Raw genomic sequence first — 25,050 nt, 5'->3', positions numbered from 1 at the left:
GCTGTACTGACGCCTTCGCGAGCAAGCCCGCTCCCACATTCGATTTGTGCTGGATCAGACGGCAGCGTTATAGAACTGCTCGCTGCTCTTCTGCTCCACCAATGCCTGTTCGATGGCGGCCTGATGCACTTCGTCGGCGTGCTCTTCGCGGGCTTCCGGCAGGATGCCCAGACGCGAGAACAGCTGCATGTCCTTGTCCGCCTGCGGGTTGGCGGTGGTCAGCAGTTTTTCGCCGTAGAAAATCGAGTTGGCGCCAGCAAAGAATGCCAGGGCCTGCATCTGCTCGTTCATCGCTTCACGGCCGGCGGACAGGCGCACGTGTGACTTCGGCATCAGGATGCGTGCGACCGCGAGCATGCGGATGAAGTCGAACGGATCGATGTCGTCAGCATTTTCCAGTGGCGTACCGGCGACTTTCACCAGCATGTTGATCGGCACCGATTCCGGATGCTCGGGCAGGTTGGCCAGCTGGATCAGCAGGTTGGCGCGGTCGTCGAGGGACTCGCCCATGCCAAGAATGCCGCCGGAGCAGATCTTCATCCCCGAATCACGCACGTAAGCCAGGGTTTGCAGGCGCTCGCTGTACGTACGGGTGGTGATGATGCTGCCGTAGAACTCAGGCGAGGTGTCGAGGTTGTGGTTGTAGTAATCGAGGCCGGCTTCAGCCAGGGCGACGGTCTGGTCCTGATCGAGACGACCGAGCGTCATGCAGGTTTCCAGGCCCATGGCTTTCACGCCTTTGACCATCTCCAGCACGTACGGCATGTCTTTGGCCGATGGGTGTTTCCACGCCGCGCCCATGCAGAAACGGGTCGAACCGATGGCCTTGGCACGAGCGGCCTCTTCGAGGACCTTCTGCACCTCCATCAGTTTTTCTTTTTCCAGGCCAGTGTTGTAGTGGCCGGACTGCGGACAATATTTGCAATCTTCCGGGCAAGCGCCGGTTTTGATCGAGAGCAGCGTCGATACCTGGACGCGGTTGGCGTCGAAATGCGCGCGGTGCACCGTCTGCGCCTGGAACAACAGGTCGTTGAATGGCTGAACGAAGAGTGCTTTGACTTCGGCCAAAGACCAGTCATGACGCAGGATTGCAGTGGTGCTGGCGCTCATGGGCGTTTCCTTGTTTATGCTTGGCAAGCGGCTGGGGAATGGAATACCCACAGACGCGACACGGATGTTCGGCATATTTAAGGAAGAGCGATGCGCTGTCAACCACGATACGAAGGGCCGGTTTACATCTGGTTAAAAAACAAGCAAACCTGTTTACTCTGTTCAGAAGTCGCGGACGACACCACGCCAATCTGCATGGCCTGCGAAACCGAGCTGCCCTGGCTGGGCGAGCACTGCCAAACCTGCGCCCTGCCCTTGCCCGCCACGGGCCTGACGTGCGGCCAATGCCTGAAACAACCGCCGGCCTTTGAGCGAGTCGCAGCGCCCTGGACTTACAGCTTCCCGGTCGACAGTTTGATCACCCGCTTCAAGCACAGCGCAAAGTGGCCGTTTGGCCGCCTGCTCGCCGAACTTCTCGGTAAGTTCCTGCAACATCGCTTCGATGAGGACCTGGATCGGCCCGATGCGCTGATCCCGGTGCCGCTGGCCTCCAAACGGCTGCGTCAGCGCGGTTTCAACCAGGCGGCGATGCTCGCCCGTTGGCTCAGCGTCAGCTTCGATATACCTTGTGATGAAACCCTGTTGCTGAGAATCCAGGACACCAGCGCGCAACAAGAGCTGAATGCCGACGCCCGTAAAAAGAACCTGCGCCACGCTTTTGCCTTGGCGCCCACGGCCTCGATCAAGGGGCGCCACTTCGCATTGGTCGACGACGTGCTGACCACCGGCGCCACCGCCCAGGCCCTGGCTCGCTTGTTGATGGAGGCGGGCGCCGCGCGAGTCGATGTCTACTGCCTGGCCCGCACCCCAAAACCTGGCGATGGAGCCTGACTTGACTCCCGTGCGCCGAGCCGCCAACGTCCTCACTATCGTCACAACCCAAAGCGTCTCGCCATGTCCTTGCCTACGTTGTTGTCCCAGCACATTGTCCGTCGTCCGCAGCGCATCGCGTTGCTGCAACACATCGCCGAACAAGGCTCCATCACCCGCGCAGCGAAAAGCGCGGGCCTGAGTTACAAAGCGGCGTGGGATGCCATCGACGAGCTGAACAACCTCGCGCAGAAACCACTGGTGGAGCGTAGCGTCGGCGGCAAGGGCGGTGGCGGCGCCAAACTGTCCAGCGAAGGTGAGCGCGTGTTGCGCCTGTATCAAAAGCTGCAAGCCTTGCAGACTCAGGTGCTGGAAGCCGCCGAAGAGGCCAGTGACCTGGACCTGCTCGGTCGGCTGATGCTCAGAACCAGCGCGCGCAACCAACTGCACGGCAAGGTCGTGGCGATCGACGCACAAGGGCGCAACGACCGCATCCGACTTGAACTGGCCGAAGGCTTGCGTATCGATGCGCAGATCACTCACGACAGCACTCTGCGCCTGGAACTGCAAACCGGCACCGAAGTGGTGGCCCTGATCAAGGCCGGCTGGCTGGAATTGCTGGGCATCGATCAAGCCGGGGCGTCCGGCAACAATTGCCTGAAGGGCACGATCGAAGAAATCCTCGACGCCGAAGACGGCCCCAGCGAAGTGCGCATCGGCCTGCCCAATGGCCAGACACTCTGCGCCCTGGCCGAGCCGCTGCACCTGAAAACCCTCGAACTTGCCGTTGATAAACCGGTGCTGGTGCAATTCGCACCGTCCAACATCCTGCTGGGCACTCCGCTCTAGACCAGACGCTACGCAACCCTGCAAAAAATCAATCGGCTGCAACATAACCTTCATCGACCACCATTAAGGTGACTGCAAAAACCCGCAGGGAGCCTGATGTGAGCCTATTAGAAGACAACCAACCCACTGACCTCGAAAAGATGGTTGGTCTCAGCCGTCGTGGCTTCATCAGCGCTGGCGCCCTCTGCGGTGCAGCGATGTTTCTCGGTGGCAATTTGCTGAGTCGCAGTGTGCTGGCCGCCAGCGTCAGCGCCGGCTCCAGCAAACTGTTGGGTTTCGACAGCATCGCCGCCGCCACGACCGACGCCATCACCCTGCCGCCGGGCTACAAATCCTCGGTGCTGATCAGCTGGGGTCAGCCATTGCAAAAGAATGGTCCGGCGTTCGACCCGAGCGGCAACGGCACGGCCCAGGCGCAGGAAGTCCAGTTCGGCGACAACAACGACGGCATGAGCCTGTTCGAATTTCCCGGTGATAAAGACCGGGCGCTGATGGCGATCAACAACGAATACACCAACTACCGCTACCTCTACCCCCACGGCGGCATGCCGCAATCGGCTACAGATGTGCGCAAGGCCTTGGCCTGCGAAGGCGTGTCGGTGATCGAGGTGCAGCGCAAGAACGGTCAGTGGCAATTCGTCCAGGGCTCGCGCTACAACCGCCGCATTCACGGTAACGCGCCGATCCGCCTGAGCGGTCCGGCGGCCGGTCACGAACTGATGAAAACCAGCGCCGACAAACACGGCAAGAAAGTCCTCGGCACCTTCCAGAACTGTGCCAATGGCAAAACGCCGTGGGGCACTTATCTGACCTGCGAAGAGAACTTCACCGACTGTTTCGGCAGCAGCAATGCCGAGCAGAAGTTCGACGCCGCGCAGAAACGCTACGGCGCCGTGGCAGCCAGCAAAGACATCAACTGGCATCAACACGACCCGCGCTTCGACCTGGCGAAAAACCCCAACGAACTCAATCGTCATGGCTGGGTGGTGGAAATCGACCCGTTCGATCCGCAATCGACGCCGGTCAAACGCACCGCGCTGGGCCGTTTCAAACATGAAAACGCCGCCCTGGCCGAAACCAATGACGGTCGCGCCGTGGTGTACATGGGCGACGACGAACGTGGCGAGTTCATCTATAAATTCGTCAGTCGCGACAAGATCAACCACAGAAATCCCAAAGCCAACCGCGACCTGCTGGATCACGGCACCTTGTACGTAGCGCGTTTCGACGCGGGCGACGGCAACCCCGATCACCCGAAAGGCCAGGGCCAGTGGATCGAACTGACCCATGGCAAGAATGGCATCGATGCCAGCAGCGGTTTTGCCGATCAGGCCGAAGTGCTGATTCATGCACGCCTCGCCGCCAGCGTTGTAAACGCCACGCGCATGGACCGTCCGGAATGGATCGTCGTCAGCCCCAAGGATGGCCAGGTTTATTGCACCCTGACCAACAACGCCAAACGCGGTGAAGAAGGCCAACCGGTGGGCGGCCCGAACCCGCGCGAGAAAAACGTCTACGGGCAGATTCTGCGCTGGCGCACCGACCGCGACGATCACGGTTCGAAAAACTTTGCCTGGGACCTGTTTGTGGTTGCCGGCAACCCGGGCGTCCACGCCGGTACGCCGAAGGGCGGTTCGTCGAACATCACCCCGCAGAACATGTTCAACAGTCCGGATGGCCTGGGCTTCGACAAGGACGGGCGCCTGTGGATTCTCACGGATGGCGATTCGAGCAACGCCGGTGACTTCGCGGGCATGGGTAATAACCAGATGCTCTGTGCCGACCCCGTGACGGGCGAGATCCGCCGCTTCATGGTCGGCCCGGTTGGCTGCGAGGTGACGGGGATCAGCTTCTCGCCGGATCAGAAAACCTTGTTTGTCGGGATTCAGCATCCGGGGGAAAACGGTGGGTCGACGTTCCCTGAGCACCTGCCCAACGGCAAGCCGCGGTCTTCGGTGATGGCGATTACCCGCGAGGATGGCGGGATCGTCGGCGCCTGACAGGGCCTCTTCGCGAGCAAGCCCGCTCCCACAGGTGATCTTCTTTGTGTCACAGATAGTGTGTACAGCAACGATCCCCTGTGGGAGCGGGCTTGCTCGCGAAGGCGTCATCCCAAACAACACTCATCTCAACCCCACCCCCTAAAGAAGCCCCGTCTGCGCTACCATGTTTGGCCCGACGCGGCAGCCTGCTGCGCGCAGGAGTCAGCATGGCCCACCCGTTTGCAACGCTCACCCCAGACCTCGTGCTCGATGCCGTCGAAAGCATCGGCTTTCTCAGCGACGCACGCATTCTGGCGCTCAACAGCTACGAGAACCGTGTCTATCAAGTCGGCATCGAAGACTCCGAGCCGCTGATCGCCAAGTTCTACCGCCCGCAGCGCTGGACCAACGAAGCGATTCTCGAAGAACACCAATTCACCTTCGAACTCGCCGAGTGCGACGTGCCGGTGGTCGCGCCGATGATCCACAACGGTGCCAGCCTGCACGAACACAACGGCTTCCGTTTCACCCTGTTCCCCCGCCGTGGCGGACGTGCGCCGGAGCCGGGCAATCTCGATCAGCTGTATCGCCTGGGCCAACTGCTGGGTCGTCTGCATGCGGTCGGCACTACAAAACCGTTCGAACACCGTGAAGCGCTGGGGGTAAAGAACTTTGGTCAGGACTCGCTGACGACATTGCTCGAAGGCAATTTCGTACCCAAAAGTTTGCTGCCGGCCTACAAGTCCGTTGCGCGCGACCTGCTCAAGCGTGTCGAAGAGGTCTACAAGGCCACGCCGCACCAGAACATCCGCATGCACGGCGATTGCCACCCCGGCAACATGATGTGCCGCGACGAGATGTTCCATATCGTCGACCTCGACGACTGCCGCATGGGCCCGGCGGTGCAGGATATCTGGATGATGCTGGCGGGTGATCGTCAGGAATGTCTGGGGCAGTTATCGGAACTGATGGACGGCTACAACGAATTCCACGACTTCGATCCGCGGGAACTGGCGTTGATCGAACCGCTGCGCGCCTTGCGCCTGATGCACTACAGCGCCTGGCTCGCCCGTCGCTGGGACGACCCGGCCTTCCCTCGCAGCTTTCCGTGGTTCGGCACCGAGCGCTATTGGGGCGATCAGGTATTGGCGCTGCGTGAGCAACTCGCCGCTCTCAATGAAGAACCACTGAAGTTGTTCTGACGAACACAATCCAATGTGGGAGCGGGCTTGCTCGCGAATACGGTTTCACATTCAACAGAGATGCTGACTGAATGACCGCTTTCGCGAGCAAGCCCGCTCCCACAAGGTCCGCGACATATCCCGACAAATCTCCTTACAATCCCCTCTTTGTTAGCTGCCTAAGCAAGGATTCTCATGCAAGCCGCCAACCCGCGTCGCGGGTACATTCTGGGCCTGAGTGCCTACATCATCTGGGGACTGTTCCCGCTCTACTTCAAAGCCATCGCCAACGTGCCCGCCGTGGAGATCATCATCCACCGAGTGCTGTGGTCCGCGCTGTTTGGTGCTTTGCTGCTGCTCGTCTGGAAGCATCCCGGCTGGTGGCGCGAGCTGCGTGAAAATCCGCGGCGACTGGCAATCCTGGCCCTGAGCGGCACGTTGATCGCCGCCAACTGGCTGACCTACGTCTGGTCGGTGAACAACGGGCGCATGCTCGAAGCCAGCCTCGGTTACTACATCAACCCGCTGGTAAACGTGCTGTTGGGGATGCTGATCCTCGGCGAACGGCTGCGGCGCATGCAATGGCTGGCGGTTGGCCTGGCGGCGGTCGGTGTTGCGCAGCAAGTGTGGCAAGTCGGCAGCCTGCCGTGGGTGTCGCTGGTACTCGCATTGACCTTCGGCTTCTACGGACTGATCCGCAAGCAGGCACCGGTCAAGGCGCTGCCGGGGCTGGTGGTGGAAACCTGGATGCTGGTGCCGATTGCCGTCGCCTGGTTGCTGTTCAATCCGACGGCGAGCAGCGCGCAAGCCGAATTCTGGACCACCTCTGAAGCCTGGTGGCTGGTGGCTGCAGGTCCGGTGACGCTGGTGCCGCTGGTGTGTTTCAACGCCGCCGCACGGCACTTGCCTTACACCACCCTCGGATTTCTCCAGTACCTGGCGCCGACGCTGGTGTTGTTGCAAGCCGTTCTGCTGTTTGGCGAGCACTTATCGTCCAGCACGCTGGTGGCGTTCATCTTTATCTGGGCCGGTCTGGCGGTTTACAGCGTTGACGCGTGGATAAGTCTGCGCCGCCGCAGCTGATCAGAAAACGTACAAATCTCTACAGGCCACGTCTCCCGTGGCCTGCATCCATCCTTCCCAAGGTTATCCACAGCGTGATCCCCGGCGTTTGTGCGCAAGTCACTGAAACTGCTGGTTTTTTGATCAGATCCTGAAGAGCCACGGCCGACGTGGGCTGGCGAGGTGTCTCTACAGGTTATCCACAGGCAGGTGCACGTATAACTTGGATAACCTTTTCAAGGTTCGCTGCGCAGCACCAATTCGACCATCAGATCGTCCGCCAGGGTTTCCAGGCGCGACTGCAGCACCTCCAGCGACAATGTCAGTGGCACCGCAAGAATCGCCTCGGCATGGAACAGCGGCTCGCTGCTCATCGGCGCCGGTCGAACTTCGGTCACCAACTGCTCCAGGTTCACGCCCTGCTCACTCAGCAGACGCGTAATGTCTCGCACAATGCCCGGACGATCATTACCCACCAGTTCCATGGCAATCGGCTTCCAGGTGCAGGATTGTTCGATGCCGCTTTCGGCAATCAGCACGCGAATCCCTTGCGTCGACAATCCCTGTAGGGCGTCTACCAGTTCGTCGTAGGCCTCAGCCGGCACACCCACCCGAAGAATCCCCGCGAACTGTCCGGCCATGCGCGACATGCGGCTCTCCAGCCAGTTACCGCCGTGCTCGGCAATGCATTGAGCAATGCGCTCGACCTGCCCGGGCTTGTCTGGAGCAATTACAGTGAGTACGAGATGGTCCATGGCGCAGCCCTCTGGTCATGACTTTTGTTATAGAAAAACAAGTATAGGCAAGGGTTGATCTTGCGCTGAATCGGCTGACATCTTCGCGGGCAAGCCTCGCTCCTACAGGGTCGGCGTGTACCGCATTGGCATGAACGACGCGGACCTGTAGGAGCGAGGCTTGCCCGCGAATGAGGCACCACCAACAATCCTGCCAAATCATAAATCGTGTACAAGTTTTTATATTTAACTGGAACAATCCAATAGTTTTTTGAGAACATCCCGTTCCCCGACATGACCGCAATGCGTCATGGGGTCGCAGAACGACGTAATTAGTCTAATTTTCACAACCGCAATTCATCATGTAGTATGCCGCAGCGCGCACTACATAACGCTGGATCGATGTCTGCCGCAGGTGCCGTCACAACCCCTGAAAGCCCTGTCAGCAAGGCCGCAAAGCCGTTGATCGGATCGAACCCAGCCGCCAGCAATGGCATGTACTGGTAGATGGGTTTGTGGTTTAAATGGCCAGAGGCTTCATTGTTAAATTGAAGAGCTGAAAAGCGAAATAGCTGAGCAGAGTGAGGCAAGCAATGACTGAACACGTTCAAGTCGGTGGCCTGCAGGTCGCCAAAGTCCTGTTCGACTTCGTGAACAACGAAGCCATTCCCGGTACCGGCCTCACCGCCGACACGTTCTGGGCCGGTGCCGACAAGGTCATCCATGACCTGGCGCCGAAGAACAAAGCCCTACTCGCCAAACGCGATGATTTCCAGGCACGTATCGATGCCTGGCACCAGGCTCGTGCAGGTGTTGCGCACGATGCGGTGGCCTATAAAGCCTTCCTGCAAGATATCGGTTATCTGCTGCCAGAAGCGGCTGATTTCCAGGCAACGACACAAAACGTCGATGATGAAATCGCCCGCATGGCCGGTCCACAGCTGGTGGTGCCGGTGATGAACGCGCGCTTTGCGCTCAATGCCTCGAATGCCCGCTGGGGTTCGCTGTATGACGCGCTCTACGGCACCGACGCCATCAGCGAGGCGGATGGCGCGGAAAAAGGCAAAGGCTACAACAAGGTTCGCGGCGACAAGGTCATCGCCTTCGCCCGCGCCTTCCTCGACGAAGCCGCTCCACTGGCTGCTGGCACCCACGTCGACTCCACAGGCTACAAGATCGCTGACGGCAAACTGGTCGTCGCCCTCAAAGGCGGCAGCAACACCGGCCTGCGCGACGATGCCCAACTGATCGGCTTCCACGGCGATGCAGCCGCACCGACCGCGATCCTGCTGAAGAACAACGGCCTGCACTTCGAAATCCAGGTCGACGCCAGCACCCCGGTCGGCCAGACCGACGCTGCCGGTGTCAAAGACATCCTGATGGAAGCTGCGCTGACCACCATCATGGACTGCGAAGATTCGGTCGCCGCCGTCGATGCCGATGACAAAGTGGTGATCTACCGCAATTGGCTCGGCCTGATGAAAGGCGATCTGTCGGAAGAAGTCTCCAAGGGCGGTCAGACCTTTACCCGCACCATGAACGCCGACCGCACCTATACCGCCCTCGATGGCAGCGAACTGAGCCTGCACGGTCGCTCGCTGTTGTTCGTGCGCAACGTCGGTCACCTGATGACCATCGACGCGATCCTCGATAAAGACGGCAACGAAGTACCGGAAGGTATTCTCGATGGCCTGGTGACTTGCCTCGCGGCGATCCACAGCCTCAACGGCAACAGCTCGCGCAAGAACAGCCGCACCGGCTCGGTCTATATCGTGAAGCCGAAGATGCACGGCCCGGAAGAAGCTGCGTTCACCAACGAGCTGTTCGGTCGCATCGAAGACGTCCTCGACTTGCCGCGCAACACCCTCAAGGTCGGGATCATGGACGAGGAACGCCGTACCACGGTCAACCTCAAGGCCTGCATCAAGGCTGCCGCCGAGCGCGTGGTGTTCATCAACACCGGTTTCCTCGACCGCACGGGCGATGAAATCCATACCTCCATGGAAGCCGGCCCGATGGTGCGCAAGGCCGACATGAAGGCTGAGAAGTGGATCAGCGCTTACGAAAACTGGAACGTCGACATCGGCCTGAGCACCGGCCTGCAAGGTCGCGCCCAGATCGGTAAAGGCATGTGGGCCATGCCGGATCTGATGGCAGCGATGCTCGAACAGAAAATCGCTCACCCGATGGCCGGTGCCAACACCGCCTGGGTTCCATCGCCGACCGCCGCCGCGTTGCACGCGCTGCATTATCACAAGGTCGATGTGTTCGCCCGTCAGGCCGAACTGGCCAAACGTGCTCGCGCTTCGGTTGACGACATCCTGACCATCCCGTTGGCCGTCAATCCGGAGTGGACCACGGAGCAGATCAAGAACGAACTGGACAACAACGCCCAAGGTATTCTCGGTTACGTGGTGCGCTGGATCGACCAGGGCGTGGGTTGCTCGAAAGTGCCAGACATCAATGACGTCGGCCTGATGGAAGACCGTGCGACGCTGCGTATTTCCAGCCAGCACATCGCCAACTGGCTGCGCCACGGCATCGTCACTGAAGATCAGGTAATGGAAAGCCTCAAGCGCATGGCGCCGGTGGTTGACCGTCAGAACGCCAACGATCCGCTGTACCGTCCGCTGGCACCGAACTTCGACAGCAACATCGCCTTCCAGGCGGCGGTCGAACTGGTGGTAGAAGGCACCAAACAGCCGAACGGCTACACCGAGCCGGTTCTGCACCGTCGTCGTCGCGAGTTCAAGGCTGCCAATGGCCTTTGAGTAAACGCTGACGCCGGACATGAAAAAGCCCTGATCGAAAGATCGGGGCTTTTTTGCTTCAGATTGATCGTTCCCACGCTCCGCGTGGGAATGCAGCCCGGGACGCTCCGCGTCCCAAAACGGACGCAGAGCGTCCATGGAGGCATTCCCACGCGGAGCATGGGAACGATCACGGCAAAGACTCCATCCCCAGCTCATGCTTGACCAATTCAAGCAGTTTGCCGCTATCGATGGGCTTGAGTAGAAAGTCCACCACGTGCAGGTGCATCGCTTCGATCGCATCCTTCACATCAGCGTCACCGGAGACGATGATGATCGGCAACGCCGCACGCGCCGATTCCCGCACCTGACGGATCAGTTCCAGGCCATCGACATGCCCCATCCGCAGGTCGGTAATCACCAGCCCGATTGATGACTTCGTCTCCAGCAATTTGAGCGCCGCTTCGCCGCTGGCCGCCGTCATGCAGTGAATGCCGTCCAGTCCCAGAATTTCCGACAGCAATTCCCTGGAGTCCTTATCGTCATCGACGATCAGCACCCGCTGCGGGGGCAAGTCTGGTTCCAACATGACGGCACTGAGCGCTTCGCGCTCGGCATCACTCAAAATATCGTGGTCGGACATGGCTTTCTCAACGTTTTCGATTCGATCCCTGACACAGTGGTCAGACATCGCTCAGCAAAGCTTCAATGTGCACTTCGTCGGAAAGTATTCCAATAGACACTGTAGGAGGTTTTTCCCGCAATTGTGTCAGACATTTCCCATATTCCGGCGGCGGCACTGCCTACCTAGACTTACGTCCAATGGGCACCCTGCCCGCAGGGGCCGACCATGCCTGTAACGATCTGACACAACGATCCGACACAACAATCAGAAAAAGACTGCGGTAATGGTTATGAGTAAAGCGGACGCCTTCACCCAGGCAGGGAAAACCGCGGTGTTGCAGAACATCCAGGGCACTTTGCAATTCCTCCAGCGCTTCCCGCCGTTCAATCAGATGGAAAACGCCCACCTGGCCTATCTGGTCGAGCAATGTCAGCTGCGTTTTTATGCCCCCGGCGAAAGCATCATCAAACCTGCCGATGGCCCGGTTGAGCATTTCTACATCGTCAAACAGGGCCGGGTCGTGGGTGAACGTCCGCACACGGCCAAGGGCGGGACCGAAACCACCTTCGAAATCACCACCGGCGAGTGTTTCCCCCTCGCCGCGCTACTGGGGGAACGGGCGACCCGCACCGAACATCTGGCGGCCGAAGATACCTTTTGCCTACAGCTGAATAAGCTGGCGTTCATCAAACTGTTCGCACTTTCCAGCCCGTTTCGCGACTTTGCCCTACGCGGCGTCAGCAGTTTGCTGGATCAGGTCAATCAACAAGTCCAGCAAAAAGCCGTGGAAACCCTCGGCACCCAGTACTCGCTCAATACCCGGTTGGGCGAACTGGCCATGCGTCACCCAGTGACCTGCAGCCCGATCACCCCGCTGCGTGAAGCCGTAACGCTGATGCACGATCAGCAAGTCGGCAGCATTGTGGTGGTCGATGAGCAAAAGGCACCGCTGGGCATTTTCACCCTGCGCGACTTGCGGCATGTGGTGGCCAACGGCACCAGCGATTTCAATGAAGCCATCGAAGGGCACATGACCCGGGCGCCGTTTTATCTGACACCGGACCACAGCGCCTTCGACGCCGCGATCGCCATGACCGAGCGCCACATCGCCCACGTCTGCCTGGTCAAGGATCATCGTCTGTGCGGCGTGGTCTCGGAACGTGACCTGTTTTCCCTGCAACGGGTCGATCTGGTGCATCTGGCGCGGACCATTCGCAGTGCCCAGAAGCTGGAAAACCTGGTGGCGATGCGCGGCGAGATCGGCCAATTGGTGGAGCGGATGCTGGCGCACGGCGCATCCTCGACCCAGATCACCCACATCATCACCCTGCTCAACGACCACACCGTGTGCCGGGTGATCGAACTGGTGCTCGCCGAGAAAGGTGACCCTGGCGTGCCGTTCAGTTGGTTGTGTTTCGGCAGCGAAGGTCGCCGCGAGCAGACGCTGCATACCGATCAGGACAACGGCATTCTGTTCGAAGCCCGCGACGCGGCTCACGCCGCCGAGATTCGCGGCAAGTTGCTGCCCATCGCCCAGCAGATCAATCAAAACCTGGCGCTGTGCGGCTTCACCCTGTGCAAGGGCAACATCATGGCCGGCAATCCCGAGCTGTGTTTGTCCCGGGCCGAATGGGCGCGACGTTTTGCGGCGTTTATCCGCGAGGCGACACCGGAAAACCTGCTGGGGTCGAGCATCTATTTCGACCTGCGCGTGGTCTGGGGCGACGAGCGAGGCTGCGAGCAACTGCGCCAGGGCATCCTCGATCAGGTCGGCGACAACCGCTTGTTCCAGCGGATGATGGCCGAAAACGCCCTGCGCAACCGCCCACCCGTAGGACGTTTCCGCGAATTCGTGCTGGCTCGCAAGAATGGCGAGAAAGCCACCCTCGACCTGAAACTCCAGGGGCTCACCCCTTTCGTCGACGGTGCTCGAGTGCTGGCCCTGGCCCACGGCATCGACACCAACAATACCTTGGAGCGCTTTCGCCAATTGGTGGACAAAGAGGTCATTGAACGACTGGACGGCGCGGCGTACGAAGAGGCGTATCACTTCATCCAGCAAACCCGCATGCAGCAACATCAGCTACAGACCCGGGAGAATTTGCCCTACTCCAACCGTGTCGATCCTGACAGCCTCAATCATCTGGACCGACGCATCCTGCGTGAATCCCTGCGCCAGGCCCAACGCCTGCAAAGCAGCCTGACCCTGCGGTATCAGTTATGAGCCTGTTTTCATGGCTGCGGCCGGTCAGCCCCATTTTGCCCGGCGAACTGCAACAACGTCTGGAACGCTTGCCGGCCATGGCCGAGCTGGGTGATTGCAGCCTGCGCGAGCAACGCTGGGTGGTACTCGACCTGGAAACCACCGGGCTGAACCTGAACAAGGATCGGCTGTTGTCCATCGGCGCGGTGGTGATCGAGGACGGGGCGATCGATTTCAGCCAGCAGTTCGAACGCACGCTGCAATGCAGCGAACTCAAACTCGGCCCCAGCGTGTTGATTCACGGCCTGAGCCCGAGCACCATTGCCGCCGGCAGCGACCCAGCACAGGCCCTGGTCGAATTCATGGAGTTCGTCGGCGACAGTCCGGTGTTGGCGTTTCATGCGCCGTTCGACCAGCACATGCTGGGGCGCGCGCTGAAAGAACATCTGGGTTACAAGTTGCAGCATCCGTTTCTGGACGTGGCAGACATCGCCCCGCTGCTGTGCCCACAGGCGCATTTTCGCGAGGCCGGGCTGGACGAGTGGATCGACTGGTTCAAGCTGGAGGTCTTCGAGCGGCATAACGCCAGTGCCGATGCCTTGGCGACGGCGGAGCTGATGCTGATTTTGATCAGCCGGGCGCGGCAGCAGCAGATTCATAGCCCGTTGAATTTGCAGCAGCGGCTGAGTCAGTGGAAGCGGCGGCGGCAAGCGCCTTCGTTCTAGATCTTCGGTGACTGTTCGGGCTCCATCGCGGGCAAGCCACGCTCCCACAGGTTTTTCGTCGTCCGCCGATTTCGCAAACGGCACAAAACCTGTGGGAGCGTGGCTTGCCCGCGATGAACGATAACTCGGTCTGACTGGATATTCCCCCCGTAAAAAACCACTCGACCAGCGCCAATTGCTTACCTCCCCCGCCTCTGCCACAATCGCGAACAATTCTCGTTACTTAACACTTCCCATTCGGTGATGTTGCGTGTCGTCAGTCCAAAGCCCCCAGAGTGAGCTCGTTGGTGCGTTGTATCGCGACCATCGCGGTTGGTTATTGGCTTGGCTGCGGCGTAACGTGGCCTGCCCGCAACGGGCCGAAGACCTGAGCCAGGACACCTTCGTGCGCTTGCTGGGCCGCGATGAATTCAAGGAGCCTCGCGAACCCCGGGCGTTTCTGGTGGCGATCGCCAAGGGCCTGCTGTTCGACTATTTCCGCCGTGCAGCACTGGAACAGGCCTACCTCACCGAGTTGATGCTGATCCCCGAAGGCGAACAACCATCGGTGGAAGAACAGCAACTGATCCTTGAAGACCTCAAAGCCATCGACCGCTTGCTGGGCAAGCTCTCGAGCAAGGCCCGGGCGGCGTTTCTCTATAACCGTCTTGATGGCCTCGGCCACGCCGAAATCGCTCAGCGTCTGGGCGTGTCAGTGCCGCGGGTTCGTCAGTACCTGGCCCAAGGCATTCGTCAGTGCTACATCGCCTTGTACGGTGAGCCGGTATGAGCCCGGTCAATTCCAAACCCGTGTCGGCGCAGGTGCTGGATGCCGCGATTGACTGGCAACTGTCGCTGGATTCCGGCAACGCGGTGGAGCGCGAAGAGTTCGCCAAATGGCACGCTGCCCACGAAGAACACGCCCGCGCCTGGCGTCAGTTGGGCATGCTCGACCAACGTTTCAGCGTCGCCAACGGCCCGGCCCGCACAGCGTTGCTGCAATCGCGCGAAAGCATCCGGCGCCGGGTGCGCAAGCTTGGCAGCGGCCTGGCCAGCGTCGTGGCGGTGATCGGCCTGGCGCTGTTCGCCGGTGATCGTTATCTGCCCATCGACTATTGGCTGGCCGACCAGCGCACCGCTACCGGCGAGCAACGCACCCTGCGCCTGACCGACGGCACGTTGATCAACCTCAACACCCACAGCGCAGTGGATGTGCGCTTCGACGAGAAGCAGCGGCTGATCGTCCTTCAGGAAGGGGAAATCCTCGTCGAAACCGGCCATGGCGATGCCCGGCCGTTTATTGTCGAGACCCGCGAAGGCAGCATGCGCGCACTCGGGACGCGATTCCTGGTCAAGCGTGAAGAAGAAGGCACGCGCCTGAGCGTATTGAAATCAGCGGTCGCCGCCCATCCCGAATCGAGCCCCGAGGAACAGATCCTGCGCGAAGGCCAGCAAGTGCTGATGCGCAGCAATGGCCTGGGCCCGATCATCGCCCTCAATCTCGGAGCCGATGCCTGGACTCGCGGCATGCTAGTGGTGGACAACGCGCGGCTGGAGGATCTGGTCCAGGAGCTCGGCCGCTATCGTCGCGGGCATCTTGGCGTCACACCGGCAGTCGCCGATCTGCGCATCACCGGCAGCTTCCCCCTGAACGATACCGACAAGGCGCTGAGCGCACTTTTACCGACCCTGCCGGTGCAGATTGAGCAGCACACGCCATGGTGGATAACGGTCGCGGCGAAGTCTGAGACCAAGCCCTAAAAGGTGCTGCGCCTGATCCGCCGCCTTCGCGGGCAAGCCCGCTCCCACAGGTTTTGTGTCGTTCAAAGAACTCCCGCTCGACCCAAAACCTGTGGGAGCGTGGCTTGCCCGCGATGGGCCCATCCGCCTCACCGCAATTGATAAATCGAAATTATTTTCATCTAGCCCTATCACTTTTTGATTCTCGTCCGGCACCTAGGCAATTGAGAAATATTTCCATTCAGGAGCCGCTGTATGTCCCGTTCGCTAGACACCGTGTTGCGCCCCCGTTTGCTGGCGGTCGCCATTGCCCTTTGCGCCCCTTTGGCCAGCGGTCCACTGATGGCCGCCGAACAGGCGTCCAGCGTTCGCGCCTACGACCTGCCGGCTGCGCCATTGGCCAGCACCCTGAACCAGATCGCCAGCCAGGCCGGCCTGGCGCTGTCGTTGAATCCGTCGCTGGCAGCGGGCAAGACCTCGGCCCCGGTGAAGGGCCAGTTCGACGCCGCCGGCGCCCTGCGTGAAGCCTTGCGCGGCACCGGTCTGCAACTGGAACAGAGCAGCGCCGGCACTTACAGCCTGGTGGCAGTGCCCGAGGGCGTAATGGCCTTGCCGGAAACTGCAATCATCGGCGCGGGAAATATTGAAAGCGCCTGGGGCCCGGTAGAAGGTTACGTTGCCACGCGCACCGCCGCTGGCACCAAGACCGACACCGCGCTGGTCGAAGCGCCGCGTTCGATTTCCGTCGCCACCCGCCAGCAAATGGAAGATCGCGGTGTGCAAAACCTCGATGACGCCGTGCGCTATATGCCTGGCATCGTCGCCAGCAGCTACGGCAGTGATACTCGAGACGACTGGCTGCGGGTACGCGGTTTCGAGCCGACCCAGTTTCTGGATGGTCTGCCCCTACCGAGAGGCGTTTACGCCAACCCGAAACAGGAAACCTGGAACCTCGATCGCCTCGCCCTGCTGCGCGGTCCGGCCTCATCGGTTTACGGCCAGACCCCGCCAGGCGGCTTGCTGGACATGGTCAGCCGTCGCCCCAGCGCCGAGTCGAGCAACGAAATCCAGGTGCAATATGGCAGCGACAATCATCGCCAGATTAACTTCGCCAGCACTGGCAAGATCGACGACGAAGGCCAGCTCCTCTACGGTTTGAGCGGTGTGGTACGCGACAGCGGCACGCAGATCGACCACGTCGACAACAAGCGCTACAACATCGCGCCGAGCCTGACCTGGAACATCGACGAAGACACCAAATTCACCCTGCTGACGCAATTCACCCGCGACGATACCGGCATCACCAGCCAGTTCCTGCCCGTGCAAGGCACGAAGATCCATTCGCCACTCGGCAAGATTTCCCATCACAAGAATCTCGGCGACCCGGACTGGGAATTCTATGACCGCACCTACTACGCGCTGGGCTACGCCTTTGAACATCGCTTGAACGATGTCTGGCAGTTCAAGCAGAACCTGCGGTACACCAAAACGGACCTGTCCTTCCAGGCTCTTACCCCCGGCGCCTACCCGTTCACCCAGGTCGATGCCGAGGGCAACGTTGGCCGCTCGAGCACCAGTGTCGACGAGGACATCAGCCAGTTTGCCGTGGACAACAACTTCCAGGGCGACTTCGCGACCGGCGACATCCGTCACACCCTGTTGATCGGCCTCGATCACCAACGCACCAACACCAACTACACCTCGATCTTCGGTGACGGCCTGACCACCAACGTCAACAACCCGATCTATGGCCAGCCAATCGTTCGCCCGCCACGCTCGACGGCGTTCTATGACTATGACCAGAAGACCTACCAGACCGGTTTGTACGTCCAGGACCAAATGGCCCTCGACCAATGGCGTCTGACCCTCGGTGGTCGTGAGGACTGGATCCACACGGGCACCAAATTCTTCAACAAGGGTGATGCCACCAACACCGAACGGGACAAGAAATTCAGCGGCAACGCAGCGATCAGCTATGTGTTCGACTCGGGCTTCGTGCCCTACCTGTCCTACGCCGAGTCGTTCCAGCCGACCAGCAAAGCCACGGCATCGCCGACCGAGTCGTTCAAGCCGACTGAAGGCAAGCAGTGGGAACTGGGTATCAAGTACCAACCGCCGGGCAGCAACACCCTGCTGACGGCTGCGGTCTATGACCTGACTCAGAAAAACGTCTCCGTCACCACGACCAACTCGGACAACGTCTCGATTACCAGCCAGACCGGCGAAGTGAAGGTCAAAGGCCTGGAGTTGGAAGCCGTTTCCGACGTCACCGACAACCTGAAAGTCATCGCCGCCTACACCCTGGCCAAGTCCGAAGTGCAAAAGGGTGACTTCAAGGGCAATCGCCTGCAACTGATGCCTAACCAGCAAGCGTCGCTGTGGGCCGATTACACCTGGCACAACGGTGTGCTGGATGGTTTCGGCATCGGTGCCGGCGCACGCTACACCGGCAATACTTATGGCGACCAGGGCAACACCTGGCTGGGCAAGGCTGATGCCTACACGGTGTTCGACGCGGCGGTCCATTACGACTTGGGGCGTCTGGATAACAGTCTGAAAGGTGCATCACTGGCACTGAATGCCACCAACCTGTTCGACAAGAACTACATCTCCACTTGCGACGGCTTCTACTGCTACTACGGCGACCAACGCAGCGTCGTCGCCAGCGCTACGTACAAGTGGTAATCGCCTGAACTGACACGCGCCACGACCAGGCCGTCCTTCGAGGACGGCTTTGGTCTTTCTGAAGGCCATGAAATGAAAAGCAAAACCATCCGCCGCTGGTCCTGCATCCATACCTGGACCAGCCTGATCTGCACGGCATTCCTGCTGATGCTGGCGCTGACCGGCCTGCCGTTGATCTTCCACCACGAGATCGACCATCTGCTGGGCGATGCCGCCGAGTTGAAATCGATGCCGGCCGATACCCCGCAGCTGAATTTGCAGCAGTTGGTGCAAGCGGCTGAAAAGCATCGTCCTGGCGAGGTCATGCAGTATTTCGGCTACGACGAAGAAGACCCCAACGGCGTGATCACAATCATGGCGCCCACCGCCGGCACCGAGCCGAACTCGTCCCACACTTTCATGCTCGACGCCCGCACCGGCGAAGCATTGGAGATGCCATCGGCCAATGGCGGGCTGATGATGGTCATGTTGCGTTTGCACGTGGACATGTTCGCCGGCCTGCCGGGCAAGTTGCTGCTGGCGTTCATGGGGATTCTGTTTGTGCTGGCGATTGTTTCTGGAACGGTGCTGTACCTGCCGTTCATGCGGCGTTTGAAGTTCGCCACCGTGCGCCACGACAAATCCACCCGCCTGCGCTGGCTCGACCTGCATAACCTGATCGGCGTGGTGACGCTCACCTGGGCCCTGGTGGTCGGCGTGACCGGCGTGATCAGTGCCTGTGCCGACTTGCTGATCGCCGCGTGGCGCAACGACAGCCTGAGCGCGATGATCGCGCCTTACCGCGATGCGCCACCGCTGAGTCAATTGGCGCCTGCGACCCGCTTACTCGACATCGCCAAAGAAGTCGCGCCGGGCATGCAGCCCGATTTCATCGCCTTCCCCGGCACGCGGTTTTCCAGCGAACACCATTACGCAGTGTTCATGAAAGGCAGCACCCACCTGACCTCGCACCTGCTGACGCCGGTGCTGATCGACGCGAGCACTCTGCAAGTCACGGCGATGGCCGAACGGCCGTGGTACATGGACGCCATGGGCATGTCGCAGCCGCTGCACTTCGGTGATTACGGCGGCATGCCGATGAAAATCCTCTGGGCGACCCTCGATGTACTGACCATCATCGTGCTCGGCAGTGGGGTTTATTTGTGGGTAGTGCGGCGCAAGGTCGCGAAACCTGTACTCGAAAACGCGGAGAGTCCGGCATGAGACCGAGACAGTCGAGTTTCTGGAAGGTCTTCGCCACGCCCACCGTCATCGCCCTGCTCAGCGCCGCGGGGCTGTTTGCCGCGTTGCTGGGCGATGGCGTTTGGGACGCATTGAGCTGGCTTGGCTTGGGGATCCCCGCGGTCCTCGCCTTGCGCGGATTTCTGCAACGCCACTAAAAACCTACAAGGGTTAAAGCCATCTTGAGCTATCGGGTCAACGCGCTATGCTGCCGACACTGCCCACGATTGAGATCGTCGCCATGTCCGTTCCCAGCATGACCTTGTTCCACAACCCCGCATCACCCTTCGTTCGCAAAGTCATGGTGCTGCTGCACGAAACCGGTCAAACGAACCGCGTGGCGCTGCAAGCCAGCCAGCTCACGCCGGTCAGCCCGGATCTGGCCCTCAACGAAGACAACCCGCTGGGCAAGATTCCAGCCCTGCGCCTGGCCGATGGCAATGTGTTGTACGACAGCCGGGTGATCCTCGACTATCTCGATCATCAGCACGTTGGCAATCCGCTGATCCCTCGCGACGGCTCGGCACGCTGGCGGCGCCTGACCCTGGCCTCTCTGGCAGACGGGATCATGGATGCCGCGGTGATGGTTCGCTATGAAGTGGCCCTGCGCACCCCGGAAAAGCACTGGGACGAATGGCTCGACAGTCAGCGCGACAAGATTCGTCGCGCCCTGGCGTTGCTGGAGGCCGACGCGATTGCCGAGCTGACCAGCCATTTCGATGTGGCGGCGATCAGTGTGGCCTGTGCCTTGGGTTATCTGGATCTGCGCCATCCGGATCTGGAATGGCGCAAAGAGAATCCGAAGCTGGCAGAGTGGTACTTTGAGGTGAGTCAGCGGCCTTCGATGATTGCGACGATGCCCAAGGTTTGATCTTTGGTCGGCCATACCGGCCTCAGAAGATCGCAGCCTTCGGCAGCTCCTACGCCGAACGCGTGCTCCTGTAGGAGCTGCCGCAGGCTGCGATCTTTTGATCTCAGTGCAAACAACCCGGCAATGCGCGTCGCCAACACCTCCCCCACCCGCTGATCCTCGCGCAACCCCAACGACCGGCTCATTCCACGGCTCCAATATCAAAGGCCAGCGGCTTGGCGGTTTTCTGCCCGATCCCGTACCAGTCCAGCTTGCGGGTCAGCACCATGAACACGCCCAGCAGCCCGAACAACAGCAGAGAGCCCATCAACAGCGCGTAATCCTCGGCACTCAGCAAGCCATAGAGCAAGCCATACAACGCCGCCAGTCCCGCCGAAAAACTCAAACCGTGATGCACGCTGCGCAGCACATGGCAGACATAGAAGCCGATCAACAGCACACAACCACTCGCCGACAGCAGATATGCCAAGGCAAAGCCAATGTGCTCGGACAGCGACAACAGCAACAGGTAGAAAAACGCCAGCGCCACGCCTACCAGCGCATATTGCACCGGGTGTACCGCCAGGCTTTTCAGCACTTCGAAGAGGAAGAAACCGGCGAAGGTCAGGACGATGAACAGCAACGCGTATTTGATTGCCCGGTCGCTTTTCAGGTACTGGTCCACCGGGTCGATGAAACTCACGCCGAAGCTGCGACCGCTGAACGCCTCGCACTGGCCGCCAGACACGCAACTGTTCAGTGCCTCTTGCAGGTTGGTGGAGAAAAACGAGGTTTGCCAATTGGCGGTGAAACCCTGATCGGTGATTTCACGCTGGGCCGGCAGGTAGTTGCCGATGAAGCTGGGATGAGGCCAATTGGCGGCCAGTGAAACCTTGCTGGTCTTGCCCACCGGGAGAATCTGCAACTGGCCGGTGCCTTGCAGGCGCAAGTCGAAACCGAAGGCCAGTTCCGTAGCCTGTTGGGTGTTCAGGGCCGGCAGCGTCACGTGCACACCCTCGCCCAACCAGCCCACCTGGCTACCAGGTACAAAGTCCAGGCTCTGGCCATTGAGTTCGAGTTTCAATGCATTCTCAATGCCGCGAATGTCGCTGATGCCAACGGCCAGGAACGGTTGATCGAAGCGGTAATCGGCGAAGTCCTCCTTGATGCCCAGTTGTGCCGGGACCGAGAAATGCCCGCTGATGCGGTTGTCAGCATGAAACAGCCGCGCCTCGTAGATACCCCGGGCGCGCAGTTCGGTCTGGACCTGGCCGTCCAGTTCGAAGCGCTCCGGCAGGAAATACAAACGCCCGCGTTCCTCTCCGACGTCCTGATAACGCTGGTTGGTTTTTTCGTTGGTTTTCCAGGTGCGTACCGTTTTGCGATAGGGCACCACCATCAGCGGACCGCTCAGTTGCTGGCTGTAGCTGGAACTGCGGGCGATGTCTTCGAGCACACCGTCGCGCAGTTGTTGCCGATCCTGGATCACGCCGTTGATCATCAGCAACGGGATCAGCAGCAATAGAATCAAAAGGGCAATCGCCCCGAGTTTTAGGGTCAGGCTACGGTTCATGGGGACTCTCCCTGTTTGGATGGGGAAAGTCTGGGGTCGGTGTGTGGGAGTTTTATGGGGGGAATGTGGAGAGTGTGTGGAGTTTAAAAAAGATCGCAGCCTACGGCAGCTCCTACGCCGAGCGCGGACTCCTGTAGGAGCTGCCGAAGGCTGCGATCTTTAGCGGTCTGCAGGCAAACGCAGACTTACTTCAACACCGCCCTCGACATTACCGATACTCATCGCCCCGCCATGCAACTTAACCACTTCTTCAACGAAGTTAAGCCCCAACCCCGTACTTTTACGCCCACTGTCCGGACGCGGTAGTGAGTAGAAACGCTCGCTCAAGCGCGGCAATGCATAGTCGGGAATCGCCTCGGCCTGGTTGAACAGCCTGAACTCAATCTGCTCACCGACTCGTTCGGCGCGCAAGCGCAGCACGCCTCGAGCCGGGGTGAAGTCCAAGGCATTCTCCAGCAGATTGCCCAGCGCCTGACGCAACAGAAACGGTTCGCCGAGCAGATTCAGATCCGCTGCAATGTGCAGTTCCACATGCAACTGCTTGCCTTCGATTCGCGCAGCCTGCGCGCTCAACAGCTCATCTACCAGATCCGCCAACGGCACGGCCACCCGCTCTTCCAGCCCTTGGCGCTGTTCCACCTGCGCGAGGTTCAACAGCCGTTCGATCAACTGCTGCATGCGCGCACTTTCGCTGTCGATGTTGCTGACGAATCGCTGCTGCTGAGCCAGCGGCATCTCGCCTTGCAGTAGTTCCGCCGCACCACGAATCGCCGCCAGCGGGCTTTTCAATTCATGGGTCAGGGTGTGCACATAACGCTCGACGTAGGCTTTGCCTTCAAGCTGGGTGCGCATCTGCTCCACCGCCGTGGCCAGTTGCTCCAGTTCGCCGCCACGATAATGCGGCACCTCGACCCGCCGGCCTTCGCTGACTGCCTGGGCATACGCCGTCAACCGCCGCAGTGCCGCGCTCAACCACCACGACAACAGCGCACCGAACAGCAAACCGAGGCCAATCAACCCGGCGCCATAAATCAGCAATCGCCGCTCGGTGCGGTCAACGTAGGGCTGCAGCGAGCTGTTGGGTTTGGCCACTGTCACCACACCGATAATCTGACCGTTGTCACGAATCGGCGCACCGACGTGCATCACCGACGAGTTCGAATCATCCGGGTTGCTGCGCGTCGAACGAGCGCCGTACTCGCCGCGCAAGGTCAGGTAAACGTCGTTCCAGCGTGAGTAGTCCTGGCCCACCGCGATGCCGCTGGAATCCAGCACCACAATGCCCTTGGCATCGGTGACGTAAATCCGGTGGTTGACCTGATTCTTCGGCATGCCCCAGATATTCGCCTTCGGTTGCCGTTCACCGTAAGCCTTGAGCAACTCGGGCCAGCGGTTCTGGCTGAGGGTGCCGGCCTTGAAGTCGTCGCGCAGGATCTCGGCCATCAGGTTGGCGGTGTCCACCAGGGTTTCTTCGGTGGACTGGCGCACGCCAGGGCGGATTTCTTCCATCACGGTGTTGAGCACGAAGTAGCCGGTCAGGCCGATGAACAGCACGTAGACCAGAAAAATCCGAATCCCCAGTGGCATCAGCTATGTCCCGGGCTATAGCTGTAACCGAGGCCACGATGGGTCTGGATCGGCTCGGCGTCGGCCTTCACCTGGCGCAATTTGGCGCGCACGCTCTTGATGTGGCTGTCGATGCTGCGCTCGTAGCCGGCATCGGCGGCCACACCCAGTGCATCGAGCAATTGCTCGCGGCTGAAGACTCGCTCAGGTTGCTCGAGCAGGCATTGCAGCAAACGAAACTCATGGCGAGTCAGGCTCAGGGGCTGACTGCGATAGCTGATCTGCACCCGTTCACTGTCGATGCGAAACAGCGCTGACGCCACCTCCGCCACCGGTCGTGGCGTCATGCGCTTGAGAATCGCCCGGACCCGTGCCGCCACTTCCCGAGGGCTGAACGGTTTGACCACGTAATCGTCGGCACCGATCTCCAGGCCCACCACCCGATCGATCTCTGCATCACGGGCGCTGAGAAAAATCACCGGCACTTCGCTGAAACGCCGCAACTGCTTGCAGGTCTCGAAGCCACTGATGTCTGGCAGGCCGATATCGAGGATGATCAGGTCGGCCGGCGTGGCGCGCTGATGTTCAAGCGCCGCCGCGCCAAGGCTCAACCAGGTGGTGGTAAAGCCCTCGCCCTGCAAGGCGAAAATCAGGGTGTCGGCAATCGCCGCTTCGTCTTCGACAATCAGGATATGAGGCATGGCGTCCGAGCCCGCTAGTTAAGTGGGCGAACGGTGCCCCAAGGCTGATTCGCCGTCAATCAGCAGTCGGGTTTGTCTGCCGTAAAACGCCGTGCCGGGTTCACCGCTGCACCGAATTCACGCAGGGCTTTGGCGCCGATCAGCAGCGGGTAATTGAAGCTGCTGCGGTCGGTGAGGTTGACTTCAACGGTGCGCTTGACGTTGCCCAGGCACAGTTCCAGATCGACCACTGGCCGCTTGGTGGGTTCGATTGCTTCCTTGTCATCGTCGTCTTCTTCGGAACGGGTCTTGATCTTGCTGATCCGCGCGACCTTGTGCTCGTAGACCTCGTTGCTGGCGCCTTTGGTGGCGAGGCGGAAGCGCACCCACTCGTCGCCATCGCGGGTGAAGGTTTCGATGTCTTTGGCCGACAGCGACGCGGTCAGGGCGCCGGTGTCCATTTTGGCCTTGAGGACTTCGCCGCCGATTTCCGGCAGCGCGATGTATTCATAACGCCCGTACAGGGTCGGCTCGGCGGCCAGGACTGGAAGGGCCACGAGGGAAAGCAGTGCAAGGAGAGATTTCACGTAGGGGGCTTCCTTAGGGAATGTGGAGGCATGGCCGAATTCTAGACCGTAAAAAACAACGATAGTTGGTCCGCCTCACACCTTTGTGGCGAGGGGGCTTGCCCCCGTTCGGCTGCGCAGCAGTCGTAAAACGGTCTA

At 60.2% G+C, this 25,050-nt stretch carries 23 protein-coding genes; 14 read left to right on the top strand and 9 right to left on the bottom strand.

From position 1 onward, the window contains the following. Positions 1 to 54 precede the first annotated feature (54 nt). A complete protein-coding gene (gene bioB, locus TU81_RS20405; protein ID WP_048396398.1) occupies positions 55 to 1,110 on the bottom strand; it encodes a biotin synthase BioB in 1,056 nt (351 codons plus the stop codon). A 90-nt stretch (positions 1,111 to 1,200) separates the two neighbouring features. Here bioB and TU81_RS20400 point away from each other — a divergent pair, with 90 nt between their 5' ends. The 5 genes from TU81_RS20400 (at position 1,201) to rarD (ending at position 7,015) form a co-directional block, all read left to right on the top strand. After that, positions 1,201 to 1,941 (top strand): ComF family protein, encoded by a 741-nt coding sequence (locus TU81_RS20400; RefSeq protein ID WP_048396397.1) that lies wholly within the window; start codon positions 1,201 to 1,203, stop codon positions 1,939 to 1,941. A gap of 63 nt (positions 1,942 to 2,004) precedes the next feature. Further along, entirely contained in the window at positions 2,005 to 2,769 is a 765-nt protein-coding gene (locus tag TU81_RS20395; protein WP_048396396.1) for a TOBE domain-containing protein, read from the top strand. A 98-nt stretch (positions 2,770 to 2,867) separates the two neighbouring features. Beyond that, a complete protein-coding gene (locus TU81_RS20390) occupies positions 2,868 to 4,769 on the top strand; it encodes a PhoX family protein (RefSeq protein ID WP_048396395.1) in 1,902 nt (633 codons plus the stop codon). A gap of 209 nt (positions 4,770 to 4,978) precedes the next feature. Beyond that, positions 4,979 to 5,953 (top strand): serine/threonine protein kinase, encoded by a 975-nt coding sequence (locus tag TU81_RS20385; protein ID WP_048396394.1) that lies wholly within the window; start codon positions 4,979 to 4,981, stop codon positions 5,951 to 5,953. Positions 5,954 to 6,127: 174 nt separating this feature from the next. Next, positions 6,128 to 7,015 (top strand): EamA family transporter RarD, encoded by an 888-nt coding sequence (rarD, locus tag TU81_RS20380; protein ID WP_030129965.1) that lies wholly within the window; start codon positions 6,128 to 6,130, stop codon positions 7,013 to 7,015. 215 nt (positions 7,016 to 7,230) lie between these two features. Here rarD and TU81_RS20375 read toward each other — a convergent pair whose 3' ends face one another. Both TU81_RS20375 and TU81_RS30345 read right to left on the bottom strand, forming a co-directional pair. Then, positions 7,231 to 7,749, bottom strand: coding sequence for a glycine cleavage system protein R (locus tag TU81_RS20375; RefSeq protein WP_038981174.1), 519 nt, complete (start codon positions 7,747 to 7,749; stop codon positions 7,231 to 7,233). A gap of 323 nt (positions 7,750 to 8,072) precedes the next feature. Then, positions 8,073 to 8,339, bottom strand: coding sequence for a hypothetical protein (locus TU81_RS30345; protein ID WP_151152220.1), 267 nt, complete (start codon positions 8,337 to 8,339; stop codon positions 8,073 to 8,075). On the opposite strand from TU81_RS30345, the gene TU81_RS20370 reads away from it, so the two are divergent. Beyond that, positions 8,322 to 10,499 (top strand): malate synthase G, encoded by a 2,178-nt coding sequence (locus TU81_RS20370; protein WP_048396393.1) that lies wholly within the window; start codon positions 8,322 to 8,324, stop codon positions 10,497 to 10,499. The two genes, TU81_RS30345 and TU81_RS20370, sit on opposite strands and share 18 nt — an antisense overlap. A gap of 169 nt (positions 10,500 to 10,668) precedes the next feature. Here TU81_RS20370 and TU81_RS20365 read toward each other — a convergent pair whose 3' ends face one another. Beyond that, positions 10,669 to 11,121, bottom strand: a complete 453-nt coding sequence (locus TU81_RS20365) for a response regulator (RefSeq protein WP_038981170.1) — start codon at positions 11,119 to 11,121, stop codon at positions 10,669 to 10,671. A 265-nt stretch (positions 11,122 to 11,386) separates the two neighbouring features. Between TU81_RS20365 and TU81_RS20360 the strand changes: the two genes are divergently transcribed. The 8 genes from TU81_RS20360 to TU81_RS20325 all read left to right on the top strand — a co-directional run bounded on the left by TU81_RS20360 (position 11,387) and on the right by TU81_RS20325 (position 20,527). After that, the gene (locus TU81_RS20360; protein ID WP_048396392.1) at positions 11,387 to 13,327 is read left to right on the top strand and encodes a putative nucleotidyltransferase substrate binding domain-containing protein; all 1,941 of its coding nucleotides are present in this window, start codon (positions 11,387 to 11,389) and stop codon (positions 13,325 to 13,327) included. Next, positions 13,324 to 14,031, top strand: a complete 708-nt coding sequence (locus TU81_RS20355) for a 3'-5' exonuclease (RefSeq protein WP_048396391.1) — start codon at positions 13,324 to 13,326, stop codon at positions 14,029 to 14,031. Before TU81_RS20360 ends, TU81_RS20355 begins: the two co-directional genes overlap by 4 nt. A 250-nt stretch (positions 14,032 to 14,281) precedes the next feature. Beyond that, positions 14,282 to 14,800, top strand: coding sequence for an RNA polymerase sigma factor (locus TU81_RS20350; protein WP_038981164.1), 519 nt, complete (start codon positions 14,282 to 14,284; stop codon positions 14,798 to 14,800). Beyond that, positions 14,797 to 15,771 carry a FecR domain-containing protein gene (locus TU81_RS20345; RefSeq protein WP_048396390.1) on the top strand — a complete coding sequence of 325 codons (975 nt, stop codon included), beginning with the start codon at positions 14,797 to 14,799 and terminating at the stop codon, positions 15,769 to 15,771. The genes TU81_RS20350 and TU81_RS20345 overlap by 4 nt, the downstream gene beginning before the upstream one ends. 234 nt (positions 15,772 to 16,005) lie before the next feature. Next, positions 16,006 to 18,435 carry a TonB-dependent siderophore receptor gene (locus tag TU81_RS20340; protein WP_048396389.1) on the top strand — a complete coding sequence of 810 codons (2,430 nt, stop codon included), beginning with the start codon at positions 16,006 to 16,008 and terminating at the stop codon, positions 18,433 to 18,435. A gap of 72 nt (positions 18,436 to 18,507) precedes the next feature. Further along, positions 18,508 to 19,638 (top strand): PepSY-associated TM helix domain-containing protein, encoded by a 1,131-nt coding sequence (locus tag TU81_RS20335; RefSeq protein WP_038981160.1) that lies wholly within the window; start codon positions 18,508 to 18,510, stop codon positions 19,636 to 19,638. Next, entirely contained in the window at positions 19,635 to 19,814 is a 180-nt protein-coding gene (locus tag TU81_RS20330; protein ID WP_048396388.1) for a hypothetical protein, read from the top strand. Before TU81_RS20335 ends, TU81_RS20330 begins: the two co-directional genes overlap by 4 nt. Before the next feature lie 83 nt (positions 19,815 to 19,897). Beyond that, complete coding sequence (locus TU81_RS20325) at positions 19,898 to 20,527, top strand: glutathione S-transferase (RefSeq protein WP_038983590.1); 630 nt, start codon at positions 19,898 to 19,900, stop codon at positions 20,525 to 20,527. On the opposite strand, the gene TU81_RS20320 is transcribed toward TU81_RS20325, so the two are convergent. The 5 genes from TU81_RS20320 to rloA2 form a co-directional block, all read right to left on the bottom strand. After that, complete coding sequence (locus TU81_RS20320) at positions 20,488 to 20,712, bottom strand: hypothetical protein (protein WP_048396387.1); 225 nt, start codon at positions 20,710 to 20,712, stop codon at positions 20,488 to 20,490. The two genes, TU81_RS20325 and TU81_RS20320, sit on opposite strands and share 40 nt — an antisense overlap. Beyond that, on the bottom strand, positions 20,709 to 22,079 hold the full coding sequence (gene creD / locus TU81_RS20315; RefSeq protein WP_038981155.1) for a cell envelope integrity protein CreD: 1,371 nt from the start codon (positions 22,077 to 22,079) through the stop codon (positions 20,709 to 20,711). The genes TU81_RS20320 and creD overlap by 4 nt, the downstream gene beginning before the upstream one ends. A gap of 159 nt (positions 22,080 to 22,238) precedes the next feature. Next, on the bottom strand, positions 22,239 to 23,666 hold the full coding sequence (gene creC / locus TU81_RS20310; RefSeq protein ID WP_048396386.1) for a two-component system sensor histidine kinase CreC: 1,428 nt from the start codon (positions 23,664 to 23,666) through the stop codon (positions 22,239 to 22,241). Continuing rightward, positions 23,666 to 24,346, bottom strand: coding sequence for a two-component system response regulator CreB (gene creB, locus TU81_RS20305; protein WP_048396385.1), 681 nt, complete (start codon positions 24,344 to 24,346; stop codon positions 23,666 to 23,668). Before creB ends, creC begins: the two co-directional genes overlap by 1 nt. 59 nt (positions 24,347 to 24,405) lie before the next feature. Further along, positions 24,406 to 24,912 carry a retropepsin-like aspartic peptidase RloA2 gene (rloA2, locus tag TU81_RS20300; RefSeq protein WP_048396384.1) on the bottom strand — a complete coding sequence of 169 codons (507 nt, stop codon included), beginning with the start codon at positions 24,910 to 24,912 and terminating at the stop codon, positions 24,406 to 24,408. Positions 24,913 to 25,050 lie beyond the last annotated feature (138 nt).

This window comes from Pseudomonas lini, from assembly GCF_001042905.1.
Taxonomy (GTDB): Bacteria; Pseudomonadota; Gammaproteobacteria; order Pseudomonadales; family Pseudomonadaceae; genus Aquipseudomonas; species Aquipseudomonas lini.
The sequence above is the reverse complement of the archived record's forward strand: the minus strand, read 5'-3'. Positions and strand labels throughout refer to the sequence as shown.

What these genes read in the sequence shown, in the direction of transcription:
- bioB (WP_048396398.1), bottom strand. Translation starts at nt 1,110, where the DNA reads ATGAGCGCCAGCACCACTGCAATCCTGCGTCATGACTGGTCTTTGGCC.
- TU81_RS20400 (WP_048396397.1), top strand. Translation starts at nt 1,201, where the DNA reads ATGCGCTGTCAACCACGATACGAAGGGCCGGTTTACATCTGGTTAAAA.
- TU81_RS20395 (WP_048396396.1), top strand. Translation starts at nt 2,005, where the DNA reads ATGTCCTTGCCTACGTTGTTGTCCCAGCACATTGTCCGTCGTCCGCAG.
- TU81_RS20385 (WP_048396394.1), top strand. Translation starts at nt 4,979, where the DNA reads ATGGCCCACCCGTTTGCAACGCTCACCCCAGACCTCGTGCTCGATGCC.
- rarD (WP_030129965.1), top strand. Translation starts at nt 6,128, where the DNA reads ATGCAAGCCGCCAACCCGCGTCGCGGGTACATTCTGGGCCTGAGTGCC.
- TU81_RS20375 (WP_038981174.1), bottom strand. Translation starts at nt 7,749, where the DNA reads ATGGACCATCTCGTACTCACTGTAATTGCTCCAGACAAGCCCGGGCAG.
- TU81_RS20370 (WP_048396393.1), top strand. Translation starts at nt 8,322, where the DNA reads ATGACTGAACACGTTCAAGTCGGTGGCCTGCAGGTCGCCAAAGTCCTG.
- TU81_RS20365 (WP_038981170.1), bottom strand. Translation starts at nt 11,121, where the DNA reads ATGTCCGACCACGATATTTTGAGTGATGCCGAGCGCGAAGCGCTCAGT.
- TU81_RS20360 (WP_048396392.1), top strand. Translation starts at nt 11,387, where the DNA reads ATGGTTATGAGTAAAGCGGACGCCTTCACCCAGGCAGGGAAAACCGCG.
- TU81_RS20355 (WP_048396391.1), top strand. Translation starts at nt 13,324, where the DNA reads ATGAGCCTGTTTTCATGGCTGCGGCCGGTCAGCCCCATTTTGCCCGGC.
- TU81_RS20345 (WP_048396390.1), top strand. Translation starts at nt 14,797, where the DNA reads ATGAGCCCGGTCAATTCCAAACCCGTGTCGGCGCAGGTGCTGGATGCC.
- TU81_RS20340 (WP_048396389.1), top strand. Translation starts at nt 16,006, where the DNA reads ATGTCCCGTTCGCTAGACACCGTGTTGCGCCCCCGTTTGCTGGCGGTC.
- TU81_RS20335 (WP_038981160.1), top strand. Translation starts at nt 18,508, where the DNA reads ATGAAAAGCAAAACCATCCGCCGCTGGTCCTGCATCCATACCTGGACC.
- TU81_RS20330 (WP_048396388.1), top strand. Translation starts at nt 19,635, where the DNA reads ATGAGACCGAGACAGTCGAGTTTCTGGAAGGTCTTCGCCACGCCCACC.
- TU81_RS20325 (WP_038983590.1), top strand. Translation starts at nt 19,898, where the DNA reads ATGTCCGTTCCCAGCATGACCTTGTTCCACAACCCCGCATCACCCTTC.
- TU81_RS20320 (WP_048396387.1), bottom strand. Translation starts at nt 20,712, where the DNA reads ATGAGCCGGTCGTTGGGGTTGCGCGAGGATCAGCGGGTGGGGGAGGTG.
- creD (WP_038981155.1), bottom strand. Translation starts at nt 22,079, where the DNA reads ATGAACCGTAGCCTGACCCTAAAACTCGGGGCGATTGCCCTTTTGATT.
- creC (WP_048396386.1), bottom strand. Translation starts at nt 23,666, where the DNA reads ATGCCACTGGGGATTCGGATTTTTCTGGTCTACGTGCTGTTCATCGGC.
- creB (WP_048396385.1), bottom strand. Translation starts at nt 24,346, where the DNA reads ATGCCTCATATCCTGATTGTCGAAGACGAAGCGGCGATTGCCGACACC.